The 12,570-nt window shown below is 75.1% G+C and carries 9 protein-coding genes; 3 read left to right on the top strand and 6 right to left on the bottom strand.

The features are described from left to right. The 3 genes from LCD35_RS28380 to LCD35_RS28370 form a co-directional block, all read left to right on the top strand. A partial coding sequence (locus LCD35_RS28380; RefSeq protein WP_255615731.1) for an ADP-ribosylglycohydrolase family protein occupies nt 1-4,865 on the top strand: 4,865 nt, incomplete at its 5' end. 10 nt (nt 4,866-4,875) lie between these two features. Then, on the top strand, nt 4,876-7,299 hold the full coding sequence (locus tag LCD35_RS28375; protein ID WP_225045222.1) for an ADP-ribosylglycohydrolase family protein: 2,424 nt from the start codon (nt 4,876-4,878) through the stop codon (nt 7,297-7,299). A 75-nt stretch (nt 7,300-7,374) separates the two neighbouring features. Further along, nucleotides 7,375-8,148: an enoyl-CoA hydratase-related protein gene (locus tag LCD35_RS28370; RefSeq protein ID WP_224962552.1), complete on the top strand. Its 774-nt coding sequence runs from the start codon at nt 7,375-7,377 to the stop codon at nt 8,146-8,148. Between the two features lie 10 nt (nt 8,149-8,158). Here the strand turns inward: LCD35_RS28370 and LCD35_RS28365 are convergent, their stop codons facing one another. The 6 genes from LCD35_RS28365 to LCD35_RS28340 all read right to left on the bottom strand — a co-directional run bounded on the left by LCD35_RS28365 (nt 8,159) and on the right by LCD35_RS28340 (nt 12,419). Then, nucleotides 8,159-8,521 (bottom strand): barstar family protein, encoded by a 363-nt coding sequence (locus LCD35_RS28365; RefSeq protein WP_224962550.1) that lies wholly within the window; start codon nt 8,519-8,521, stop codon nt 8,159-8,161. A 134-nt stretch (nt 8,522-8,655) separates the two neighbouring features. After that, on the bottom strand, nt 8,656-8,886 hold the full coding sequence (locus LCD35_RS28360) for a hypothetical protein (protein WP_224962548.1): 231 nt from the start codon (nt 8,884-8,886) through the stop codon (nt 8,656-8,658). Further along, complete coding sequence (locus LCD35_RS28355) at nt 8,883-9,101, bottom strand: hypothetical protein (RefSeq protein ID WP_255615729.1); 219 nt, start codon at nt 9,099-9,101, stop codon at nt 8,883-8,885. Before LCD35_RS28355 ends, LCD35_RS28360 begins: the two co-directional genes overlap by 4 nt. 102 nt (nt 9,102-9,203) lie before the next feature. Next, the gene (gene mmsB, locus LCD35_RS28350) at nt 9,204-10,136 is read right to left on the bottom strand and encodes a 3-hydroxyisobutyrate dehydrogenase (RefSeq protein WP_224962544.1); all 933 of its coding nucleotides are present in this window, start codon (nt 10,134-10,136) and stop codon (nt 9,204-9,206) included. Between the two features lie 55 nt (nt 10,137-10,191). Then, nucleotides 10,192-11,238 carry an enoyl-CoA hydratase/isomerase family protein gene (locus tag LCD35_RS28345; RefSeq protein WP_225045220.1) on the bottom strand — a complete coding sequence of 349 codons (1,047 nt, stop codon included), beginning with the start codon at nt 11,236-11,238 and terminating at the stop codon, nt 10,192-10,194. Continuing rightward, a complete protein-coding gene (locus tag LCD35_RS28340; RefSeq protein ID WP_224962540.1) occupies nt 11,235-12,419 on the bottom strand; it encodes an acyl-CoA dehydrogenase family protein in 1,185 nt (394 codons plus the stop codon). Before LCD35_RS28340 ends, LCD35_RS28345 begins: the two co-directional genes overlap by 4 nt. Between the last annotated feature and the right edge of the window lie 151 nt (nt 12,420-12,570).

Below are 12,570 nucleotides of genomic sequence, written 5' to 3'. Positions count from 1 at the left end.
GGGGGCGCGCCGCCCCCGCCGCACCGCCCGCCGACGTCACGCAGCCCGCGAAGGTTCCCGGGGCCGCGCAGCAGGCCCCCGACCCGATCAGCAGCGACCACGGGCAGCGGTTCCTCGGCAGCATGCTGGCCGCGGCCGCCGGGGACGCGCTCGGCGGCCCCGTCGAGACCTACCCGGTGGAGCAGATCCGCAGCCGCTTCGGCGAGCGCGGCATCACCGACTACGACCGCACGGGCGAGCACTCGGGCGAGTTCACCGACGACACCCAGCTGATCCTGTTCACGCTGGAAGGGCTGATCCGCGGGCACGTCGCCACCCGCGGCGGCGCCACCGGCGGCCCACTGCCCGCGGTGCAGCTGGCCTACCAGCGCTGGTTGCACACCCAGGGCCACGCGTGGGCGCGCGTGGCGGGCCCGTTCGCCGAGCAGCACCCGGAACCGACCGGCTGGCTCGTCGCCGAACGCGACCTGTTCGCGGTGCGCTCGCCGAACGCCGAGTGCATCACCGCGCTGCGCGAGTTCGCCACGCACGGCCGCCCCGGCACGTTCCAGCGCCCGATCAACGACTCGGACGACAACACCGGCGTGGTGCGCGCCGCGCCGTTCGCGCTGTGGTCCGAGGACCCGCGCGAGGTGTTCCGGCTCGCCGCCGCGGGGGCCGCGCTGACCTGCGCGAAGCCCAGCGGCTACCTGCCCGCCGGGGTGCTGGCGGTGCTGGTGCACCGGCTGCTGCGCGGCGAGTCGCTGCCGGACGCGCTGACCCTGGCCCGCGAGCTGCTCGCCGAGTGCGAGGGGCACCAGCAGACCGAACGGCTGCTGCTGGTCGCCGAGGACCTCGCCGCGCAGGGCGCTCCCACCGCGGAGCAGCTCAAGGACCTGCTCGGCGGTGGCTGGACCGGGCACGAGGCGCTGGCCATCGCGGTGTGCGCGGCGCTGAGCCACGACGGCGTCGGCCCGGCCGTGATGGCCGCGGTGAACCACTCCGGCGACAGCGATTCGACCGGCGCGATCTGCGGCGCGATCGTCGGCGCCCGGCACGGTGCGTCCGCGCTGCCCGGCGTGTGGCTGCGGGACCTCGGGCAGCGGGAGACCGTCGAGAAGTTGACCGCGGACGCGCTGGTCGAGTTCGGCCCGCAGCCGCGCACCGACGAGACGTGGGCGCAGCGGTACCCGGCGGCGAAGGACTTGATCGACCTGGAGTTCCCGGCGGAGCTGCCGCGCGCGGCGCGGACGGGCACCGCGGGGTCGCCGAGCGCGGCGTCGGAGAAGACCGGCGAGCCGCCGAGCACGACACCGGAGAAGACCGGCGAGTCGCCGAGCTCGGGGTCCGAGAAGACCGGCGAGCAGTCGAGCTCGGGGCCGGAGAAGACCGCGGAGCAGCCAGGCTCGGCGCGGGAGGGCGCGGGCTCGGCGCGGGAGGGCGCGACCGAGCGCACCACCGAGCAGCCCGCGATCCGGGACGAGGAGTCGGTGCCGGAGGAGTCGGCGCCGGTGGCCAGGTTCCCGATCCCGGGCGGTGCCGCGCGCAGCGGCGACGAGCAGCCGGCCACGGCAGGGAAACCCGCGGAGTCCACTTCGGACGGACCGACGGGCCTCGCCCCCGGTGGCCGCACCCCGGCGGTGCCCGATGGGACCGCCGAGGACGCCGGCGCGGCTTCGGAGGAGGACGCGCAGCCCGAGCAGGACTCGGCCCCGGAGCGGACCGAGAAGCCCGCGCAGACCGGGAAACCCGAGCAGACCCCGAAGCCCGAACAAGCCGAGCAGACCCAGCAGGACGAGCAGACCCAGCAGGACGCGAAGTCCGAGCGGAGCACCGCCGACCAGGCCGCGCCGGACGCCCCGGCCGCCGCACCGCTGCCCACGATGGGTTCCTGGCCCGCGACCTCCTCGAACGGCCGCGACGGCGCCGCCGAGCAGGACGGGACCACGGCCGGGAGCGAGACCGCCGAGCCCGGATCCGCCGACGAGGCCGCGGCGAACGCCCGAGGTGCGGCGCAGCAGCCGGCGGCGCCGCTGACCGAGCGGATCGCGATGCCGCGGTCCGGCCCGGCCACCCGGAACTCCGGCGGTGCGCCGCAGCCGGCCGCGAAGCAGCCACCGGTCACCACCACCCGCGAACTCGCCGAGCCCGCCACCGAACGCGGCGCCCGCATCCTCGGCTGCCTGCTCGGCGGCGCGGTCGGCGACGCCCTCGGCTACCCGGTGGAGGACGACTCCATCGAGAAGATCCGCGCCGAGCACGGCGCGGCGGGCGTGGTCGACTTCGCCGACGCGCACCGCCCCGGCGGATCGATCAGCGACGACACCCAGCTGACCCTGTTCACCACCGACGGCCTCATCCGCGCCTCGATCCGCCGCAGGCTCTACGACGAGACCGATCCGGCGCAGCAGGTGCAGCACGCCTACCAGCGCTGGCTGCACACCCAGGGCTTCGACTGGAAGGACGCGGGCGGGCCGATCGCGATGACGCCGCCGGATGGCTGGCTGATCCGGGAGAAGGGCCTGTTCGTGCGCCGCGCGCCCGGCGCCACCTGCGTGCAGGCGCTGCACGGCTACGCCACCAGCGGGCGGCTGGGCACCTTGACGAACCGGATCAACGACTCGAAGGGCTGCGGCGGCGTGATGCGCGCGGCGCCCGCCGGGTTCTGGTCCGACGATCCGGCCGAGACGTTCCGGGTGGGTGCGGCCACCGCGGCGCTGACCCACGGGCACCCGAGCGGGTTCCTGCCCGCCGGAGCGCTCGCGGTGATCGTGGCGCAGCTGCTCGGCGGCCGGTCGTTGCCGGAGGCGGTGGACCGGGCGCTGACCGAGCTGTCCGGCTGGGAAGGGCACGAGGAGACCACCAGCGCGTTGCGCCGCGCGATCGAGCTGGCCACCGAGGGCACGCCGACGCCGGAGCAGATCCAGCACCGGCTCGGCGACGGCCGGGTCGGCGAGCAGGCGCTGGCCATCGCGGTGTGCGCCGCGCTGGCGCGCCCGTTCTCCTACACCGACGCGGTCGTGCTGGCCGCGAACCACTCCGGTGACAGCGACGCGACCGCCTCGATCTGCGGCAACATCATGGGCACCGCGCACATGGCGAGCGCGATCCCGGAGAACTGGCGGCAGCGGGTGGAGCTCGGCGAGGTCGTCGAGCAGCTGGCGCGGGACGCCACCGAGGAGTTCGGCGAGCACCCGCCGTCGGTGCCGGAGTGGCTGCGCCGCTACCCGGCGGGCAGCTCCCCCGCTGCAGGTTCGAGCGGCGCCGCCGCTGCGGGTTCGGACGGCGCCGCCGCGGAGCCGGAGCGCGAGTCCGCGCGGCCCGCCCCGGAGGCGGCCGAGCAGACCATGGTGATGGCGCCCATCCCCGCCGTGCCCGACGAACCCCCGGCGAGCGCGCCCGCGGCGACGCCCGCGACCTCGGCGGGGCCGAAGGGGAGCGCATCCGAACCGGCGGCGAGCGCCCCCGAACGGGCCGCGGAACGGGGCGAGGCCGCAGCGCCCGCATCGGCGGCGCCGGTCGCCGCCGCACCGGCCGTCCCCGAGTCCCCGGCCGCTCCCGAAACCCCGGCCGTCCCCGAGTCCCCGGCCGAGACCCCCGCCGACCCCGCGGACGAGGATCCCGGCGACGGCCTCAACGACGAGGAGCTGCGGCTGCTCGCCGCGTGGCGCAAGTTCCGCGACGGCGAGGACGACACGCCCAACGACCTTTCCGAGGGCCTGCACAAGCTGCTGCAGGAGGCGTTCGGCCCGGAGCGCGCCGCGCAGCTGGTCGCCGCGAACGAGGCCGACGGCGAGCTGCCCGCGGAGGTCCCCGCCGAACTGGACCGCCTGGACCGGCTCGCCGGTTGCGCGCTCGGCGTGGTCGCCGGTGACGCCCTGGGCGCCCCGTGGACCTTCCTGTCGCAGCGGGGGATCCTGCGCCGCAACCCGGACGGGGTGCGCGAGCTCGCCGAGCACCTGGGTGGCCGCGGCCGGTCCACCTCGATCGGCCAGCAGTCGGTGTTCCTGCTCGACGGGTTGCTCCGCTCGTCCGTCCACAAGGGACTGAACAGGCCGGGTCCGTCGACCGCCGAACTGGTCCGCGGCACCCTCCAGCACTGGGTGATCGCCCAGGGCGCCCCTGTCGAACCGGCCGTGCAGCCCGCGGAGCTCGTCGGGCAGCCCGCGCTCGGCGCGCAGCGCTTCCCCGACGAAGCGGGCGTCACCGCGCTGGCCACCTGGGACGGGCGGAGCCCGGTGCCGACGCCGAGCACACCGCCGAACCAGGCCACCGGCGCGGCCGCGGCCGCCCGCGGCGCCGTCGTCGGCCTGCACGCCGACAGCCCGGGCGCGGCGGTCGAACTCGGCATCGCCACCGGGGTGCTCACCCACGGCCACCCGGACGGCTACCTGCCCGCGGCCGCCGTCGCCGGGATGGTCGCCGCGCTGTCCGCCGGGCAGACCCTCGCCGAGAGCGCGCACACCACGCTCACCGAGCTGAAGGCCTGGGAGGGCAGCGAGAACACGGTGCGCGCGCTGCGTGACGCGCTGGCCCTCGCCGAGCACGGCCCGGTCCCGGTGCCCGCGCTGGAGAAGCTCGGCGCGGGCAAGCACGCGCCCGCCGCGCTCGGCGTCGCGGTCGCCGCCGCGCTGACGCACCCGGATTCGTTCGCCGACGCCGTCGCGCTCGCCGCCACCCATTCCGGGGACAGCGCGGCCACCGCGGCGCTGTGCGGCGGGCTGCTCGGCGCCGCGCGCGGTGCGGCGGAGATCCCCGCGGAATGGCTCGATCAGCTGGAACTGCACGAGCAGGTGCAGCGGCTCGTCGCCGACGCCGGGCGGGTCGAGACCGATCTCGTCCCGGACGGCACGGCGCCGGACTGGACCCGGCGATACACGCAGTAACGTTGCTCAGGTGAAGGATTCTCGCGACGGGCTCACCGAGGCGGAACGGGCGTTGCTGGCGGCGTACCGGGAGCGGCGCCGGGCGGCGGCGCCGGACGCGCCGCCCGCGACCGCCGCGGAGCCCGGCGCGGAATCCGGCGCGCCGCGCACCGGGCCCGCCGACGCGGACGAGCGGGTGCTGCTGGAGCGGTGGCGCTCCTGGCGCGACCGGCCGTTGACCCGGCCGCCGTGGTTCGCCGCGCTGCGCCAGCGCATCGGCACCGACCCGGCACCGCCCGTGCCCGCCACCGGCCTCGCCGACGACTCCGGTTACCGGCCGGACGCGGCGAGCCGGTTCGCCGGGATGCTGCTGGGCGCGGCGAGCGCCGAGCACGCCGCCACCGGCCGGATCGGCGAGCGCACCACGGCAATGCTGTTCGCGCTGGAAGGCGTGATCCGCGCGCACACCGCGCTGCGCGCGCACGGCGCCACCGACCTCACCACGTTCGTCCTCAATGGACTGCAACGCTGGTTGCACACCCGGGGCGTCCCCTGGCAGGACTGCGTCGCCGAACCCGCGGGCGAACCCGACGGCTGGCTCGTCGAACAGCGGGAACTGCACGGCGACACCGTCGACGACCGGGCGTTGCTGACGGCGCTGACCCGCATCGCCGCCGGGGGCCGCGCCTCCGCGCACGCCGCCGGGGCCGGTGCGGTACCGCTGGGCGCGGTGGCCGCGCTGTGGTCCGGCAACGAGGTGTTCGGCACCGCCGCGAACCTCGCCGCGCTCACCCACGGCCACCCCGACGGCAACCGCCCCGCCGGGGCGCTCGGTGTCGCGATCTCGTTGCTGCTGCGCGGAAATCCGCTGACCGCAGCCCTGGACGGCGCGCTCGCCGCCTGGGAACCGGCCGACTCCCGGCCCGCGCTGCTCGACCGCGCCCTGCACCTCGGCAGCACCAGCCCCGTCGGGTTCGTCCCGGGCGCCGCGCAGCTCGACGCGATGAGCCCCGGCCGGACCGGCACCGAAGCGCTCTCGGCCGCGCTGCGCATCACCGCCGCCTGCCCCGACGACTTCACCGCCGCCATCGCCGCCGCCACCGACCACGCCGGCGACACCCGCAGCACCGCGGTGCTGTGCGGCCAGCTGCTCGGCGCCGCACACGGGCCCGCCGCGATCCCCTTACCCGGCACGGGGAAACCGGCCGTGCTCGCCGTGCTCGAACGGCTCGCCGAGGACGCCGCCGCCGAATTCGGCCCTTACCCGGACGAATCCGAGGAATGGCTGCGGCGCTACCCCGTCGGTGCCCCTGCCCACGAACCCGATCGGCGAAGGAGCCTGCACGCCGTGCCCAGACTCGCCGCGTCCAGAGACCGCTTCCTCGGCGCCGTGCTCGGCTGCGCCATCGGCGAAGCCCTCGGCACCCCCGTCGCCGGGGACAGCTGGGACGAGATCCGGGACCGGCACGGGCCGCAGGGCCTGCGCAACTACGTGCCCGCCGGGCACCCCGCGGGCAGGCTCGGCAGCGACACCCAGCTGCTGCTGTTCTCCCTCGAAGGCACCATCCGCGCCGGGGTGAGCCGCCGCAGCGGCGACGTGCCCGACCCGTCGCGGCACATCCAGCACGCCTACCAGCGCTGGCTGCACACCCAGCACCTCAGCTGGGGCCGCGCCGCGGGCGAATTCCTCAAGCACACCCCCGCGCCGGACGGCTGGCTGGTGGGGCACCGCGCGCTGTTCCAGACCCGCAACCCGGGGCGCACCATGATGCGCACGCTCATCGCCTTCGCCAAGGGGCAGCAGCCGATGGGCACCCCGGAACGCCCGGTCAGCGACTCGCAGGGCAGCACCGCGGTGATGCGCGCCGTCCCGGCCGCGCTGTGGAGCTCCGACCCGTCCGAGGTGTTCCGCGTCGGCCAGAACACCGCCGCGCTCACCCACGGCGACCCGGTCGCCTACCTCAGCGCGGGCACCCTCGCCTTCCTGGTGTCCCGGCTGCTCGACGGGCGCGAGCTCGCGGCCGCCGTCGACGAGGCGCTCGACGAGCTCAGCGGGCACCGCGGCCACCAGGACGTCACCCGCAAGGTCTCCGCGGCGGTCCGCTACGCCGCCTCCGCCGAGACCACGCCCACCCACTTGGAGAGCGGGATCGGCAACGGGTGGAGCGCCGCCGACGCGCTCGGCATCGGGCTGTACGCGGCACTCGTCGCCGACGGGGACATCGACGTGGCGCTGCCGCTGGCGGTGAACCACTCCGGCAACTCGGCCACCACCGGCGCGGTCTGCGGCAGCCTCGTCGGCGCCCAGTCCGGGGCGGCGAAGATCCCCGACCGCTGGCGCACCGAACTGGAGCTGCACGACGTCATCGAGCAGCTCGCGCACGACGCGAGCCTCGAATTCGGGCCGCACCCGCCGGAAGCGGCCGACTGGACCACCCGGTACCCGCCCACCTGACGCACCGCCGGGCCCGCCCGGAACCGCTCGTCTCGGCACACCGGAACGCCCGCGGCAGGCGGTAACGTGCGGCGCATGGCCGACGAACTCGTGCACCGAGGCACCGCATCCGGCATCGCGACGATCACCCTCGACTCCCCGCACAACCGCAACGCGCTGTCCGCGCAGCTGCGCCGAGAACTCCGCGAGCACTTGGCGGCGGCGCTCGCCGAGGACGCGGTGCGGGTGATCGTGCTCGACCACACCGGGCCGGTGTTCTGCGCCGGGATGGACCTCAAGGAATCCCGGTCCGCCGGCGCCGACGACCAAGGCGTGCGGGAACTCCCCGAACTGCTCGACACCTTGTGGACCAGCCCGAAACCGGTCATCGCCAAGCTCGCGGGACCGGCCAGGGCCGGTGGCGCGGGCATCGTCGCGGCCTGCGACCTGGCGGTCGCCGCCGACACCGCGACGTTCGGGTTCTCCGAAGTCCGCATCGGCGTGGTGCCCGCGGTGATCTCGCTGACCGTGCTGCCCCGGCTGCAGCCGCGCGCCGCGCACGAGCTGTTCCTGACCGGGGAGAACTTCGACGCCGAACGCGCCGTGCGGATCGGGCTGCTCAACTCGGCGGTGCCCGCGGACCGGCTCGACGCCGAGGTCGCCCGCTACGCCGAGATGCTGGCGAAGGGCGCACCGCACGCGCTGGCCGCGACGAAGGCGCTGCTGCGCCGCCCCCGTTCCGCCGACATCGGCGCGGACTTCGACGAGGTGCTGGAGCTCTCCGCCCGGCACTTCGCCTCCGACGAAGGCCAAGAGGGCATCCGGGCCTTCGCCGAGAAGCGCCCCGCCGCCTGGGTCCCGCGGGACTGAGCGCGGGGCTTCAGTCGCGGGTGAGGACGGTGGCGAAGGCGCGGCCGCAGACGGGCTTGCTCGCCGCGTCCCGCAGCACCGTGTTGATCTTCTCGTAGGCCTTGGGGTCGTGCTGCGCCAGGTTCTGCGCCCCGGCCCAGATGAGGACGTGCTCGCCCTCCGGCAGCCAGGACAGGTCGGTCAGGCAGTCGTAGAGCGCGTCCAGGTTGCGCCCCGCCCACTCCGGGAACGACAGCACCGCCGCGATGCCGTCCAGCGCGGTGCGCTTGCTGACCAGATCGCTCCCATCGAGCACGTGCACGGCCGCGCCGCGCCGCTCGGCGTCCTCGGCCGCCGTCTTCGCACTCACTCCAGGCTGCTCCAGCTCGCTCACCGCCGGCTCCTTCCGGAAGACCTGAGGCTTTTTCGTCGCAAACATCCCACTCAACCACACACGTCAACAACCAGGAACAAGGTTCGTTCACCGCAATGCCGCGGCGATGCGCCGCGGCCGGGCCGCCCGCGCCATCACGCGGGCGAGGTGGGCGGTCCGCTTCCGGCGGGAGCCCGCCACGGCGCCGCTCCCGAAGAATCCGGCAGAACGGGCACAGCCTGCCACACGGTCGCGGAGCCACCGGCGGGCGGCATCGCCGTGCCGTGCGCCGCGGCTCCCTGCTGCACGAACCAGCCGATGACCACGAGGGCGATCAGCCCGATGAGGGCGACCGTGATGCGCTTGCGCGAGGTCAACCGGTTCATGGCAGGTCCGTTCCGCGCGTGGTCCGCACCGGCGGTTCGGCGTCGCGCACGCGGGTCAGCCGTGCGCCGATCCCATCGATGGCCCGGTCGAGGAAGCGCGCCAGGTACCAGCACACCGGCAGCAGCACGACCAGGACCAAGGTCACCAGCAGCGGGTACCAGAGCTGGACGAGCCACAGCTCGACGCCGTCCCACCACTCGAACAGCCAGTCCATCACGAGGCGCCAGAGTACGCCGGGACTCCGCGGCCTTCACCCCGCCCCGGCCCGGCCGCGCGCGCCCGGGAGGCGCGGGCGCGCGGACCGGCCCGCGGACGCTCAGGAAGTGCCGGTGACCTCGGTCGACGGGTTCTCGGCGCGCTCGGCCGCCGCCGAGCGCTCCCGGATGGAGCGGATGATCGCGCCGAAGTCGTAGCCGCCGCCGCCCTCCTCGTTGAACCGCTGGTACAGCTCGGTCGCCAACCGCCCGATCGCCGCGTCGGTGCCGCTCTGCTCGGCCGCGGACTCGGCCAGCTTCAGGTCCTTGAGCATCAGCGCCGCGGAGAAGCCCGGTTCGTAGTCGTGGTCGGCCCGGCTGGTCTCCACCAGGCCCGGGACCGGGCAGTTCGTGGTCAGCGCCCAGCACTGGCCGGTGGAGATCGACGCGACGTCGTAGAGCGCCTGATTGCTCAGGCCGAGCCGCTCGCCGAGCACGAACGCCTCCCCCACCGCGATCATCGACGCGCCCAGCACCAGGTTGTTGCACATCTTGGTGACCTGGCCGTTGCCCGGCCCACCGCAGTGGATGACCTTGCGGGCCATCGGCGCCAGCAGCGGTTCCGCCCGCTGGAAGTGCTCCTCCGCGCCGCCGACCATGAACGTCAGCGTGCCCGCCTCCGCGCCCGCGGTGCCGCCGGAGACCGGGGCGTCCAGCGAGCCGAACCCGGCCGTCCCGGCCAGCGCGTGCGCGGCGCGGGCGTCGGCGACGTCGACCGTGGAGGAGTCGACCAGCAGCGCCCCCGGCTCCACCGCGGGCAGCACCTGCTCGTAGCAGTCCAGCAGGTGCTTGCCGCCCGGCAGCATCGTGATCACCGCTTCGGCGCCGGTCACGGCCTCGACCGCCGAGCCGACCACGGTCACCCCGTTCGCCCGCGCCGCCTCCAGCGCCGCCGAGGCCAGGTCGAACCCGCGCACCACGTGCCCGGCCGCGACCAGGTTCGCCGACATCGGGCCGCCCATGTGGCCCAGCCCGATGAATCCGATGACAGCCATTGTCATTCCCTCCTGCGGGGGTGCGGTGGTCGAGCCGGGCCCGGGGCCCGGCGGCTCAGCCGGACAGGCCGAGCTCGCCCTGCTCGAGCGGGGCGAAGAAGCGCTGGACGTGCTCCTCGGTGACCTCGTCCAGGGCGTTCGGCGACCACTTCGGGTCGCGGTCCTTGTCCACGAGGGTGGCGCGCACGCCTTCCACGAAGTCGCCCGCGGTCAGGCAGCGCAGCGCGATCCGGAACTCCTGGTCCAGCGCCGCCTCCAGCGTCTCCGGCCTGCTGCGCAGCGCGCGCAGCGTCACCTTCAGCGAGGTCGGCGACTTCGTCCCGATCGCGGCGGCGGCGTCCGCGGCGGCCTGTTCGGGGCGGGCGCGCAGCCGGGCGAGGATCTCGGCGACGTCGTCGGCCGCGTAGGCCTCGTCGATCCACTCCCGCTGCGCGGCCACCGGCGACTCCGGCGGGGCCGTCGCGAACCTGGCCAGCGCCGCGTCCACGTCACCGCTGGTGAGCGCCTTGACCAGGTCGTCGATGCGCTCGCTGGGCAGGTGGTGGTCGGCCAGGCCGAGCGCCACCGCGTCCGCGCCGCCGATCGGCGCACCGGTCAACGCCAGGTGCGTGCCCAGCTCACCGGGGGCGTGCGAGAGCAGGAAGGTGCCACCGACGTCGGGCACGAAGCCGATGCCGACCTCCGGCATGCCGACCTTGGAGCGCTCGGTGACGACCCGGCGCGAACCGTGCGCGGAGATGCCGACGCCGCCGCCCATGCACACCCCGTCCATCAGCCCCACCACGGGCTTCGGGTAGTGCGCGAGCATCGAGTTGAGCCGGTACTCCTCGCTCCAGAACGCCTTGGGGAGCTCCTCGTCCCCGGCCTTCGCCGCGTCGTGCAGCGCCCGGATGTCGCCGCCCGCGCACAGCCCGCGTTCTCCGGCGCCCTCGACGAGGACCGCCCGCACCTGCTCGTCGGTGCTCCACCGCTGCAGCGCGGCGGTCATCTCGCGCACCATCTCCAGGGTGAGCGAGTTGATCGCCTTGGGGCGGTTGAGGGTGATGCGTCCGAGCGCGCCCTCGACGCTGAGCAGAACCTGCTCCGGGGCGGGTGTTGTCATGATGCCGACTCCAGCAGTCCACGGGAAATGATCAGTCGCATGATCTCGTTGGTGCCTTCGAGGATCTGGTGCACCCGCAGGTCGCGAACGATCTTCTCGAGGCCGTACTCGGCAAGGTATCCGTATCCGCCGTGGATCTGAAGCGCCTCGTTCGCCACGGTGAAGCCCACGTCGGTCGCGAGCCGCTTGGCCATCGCGCACAGCCGGGTCGCGTCCGGGTCGCGGGCGTCCAGCGCCCACGCCGCGCGCCACAGCAGCATCCGGGCGGCCTCCAGCTCGGTGGCCATGTCGGCGAGCTTGAACTGCAGCGCCTGGAACTCGCTGAGCTTGGCGCCGAACGCGGTGCGCTCCCGCACGTAGCCGAGGCTGCGGTCCAGCGCGTCCCGCGCCCCGCCGAGCGAGCAGGCCGCGATGCTGAGCCTGCCGCCGTCCAGCCCGGCCATCGCGATCTTGAACCCGATGCCTTCGGGGCCGAGCCGCTGCGCCGCGGGCACCCGCACGCCGTCGAGCACGACCTGCCGGGTGGGCTGCGCGTTCCAGCCCATCTTCCGCTCGTTCGGACCGAACGAGAGCCCGGCGGCGTCGCCCTCGACGATGAACGTGGAGATGCCCTTCGCACCGTCCTCACCGGTGCGGGCCATCACCACGTACACGTCCGAGCTGCCGCCGCCGGAGATGAACTGCTTCACCCCGGTCAGCACGTAGTCGTCGCCGTCGCGCACCGCGCGGGTCCGCAGCGCCGCCGCGTCCGAACCGGCCTCCGGTTCGGTGAGGCAGTAGCTGGCGCGGGCGGTCAGCGAGCACAGCGGCGGCAGCCAGCGGGCGCGCTGCTCGTCGTCGCCGAAGCGGTCGATCATCCCGGCGACCATGTTGTGGATCGACAGGTACGCCGCCACGGACGGGTCGCCCGCGGCGAGCTCCTCGAAGATGAGCGCCGAGTCGAACCGGCCCAGGCCCGTGCCGCCGCAGGCCTCGTCGACGTAGACGCCGCCGATGCCGAGCTCGCCCGCGGCGCGCAGCACGTCGACCGGGAAGTGCTTGTCCTGGTCCCACTGCACGGCGTGCGGGGCGAGCTGCTCGGCCGCGAACTCGCGGGCCAGCTGCTGGATGGCCCGCTGGTCCTCGGTCAGCGCGAACGGGGACACCACGCCGGAGGGGCCGGGAACCGCTGCTACCGACACGTCCACTCCTCACCTTCGAGAGTCCGGTCCCGGGGGGGGGGCCCCCCGGGGGCCCCCCCCGGGGGGGGGGGGGGGGCGGGGGGGGGGGGGGGGTGTGGGGGCGGAAATTATGCCCCCGCGCGCGCCGGGCGGGGCCCGGCGGGGGGTGAAT

The organism is Saccharopolyspora sp. 6V, assembly GCF_020176785.1.
GTDB classification, from domain to species: Bacteria; Actinomycetota; Actinomycetes; order Mycobacteriales; family Pseudonocardiaceae; genus Saccharopolyspora_C; species Saccharopolyspora_C gregorii.
The sequence above is the reverse complement of the archived record's forward strand: the minus strand, read 5'-3'. Positions and strand labels throughout refer to the sequence as shown.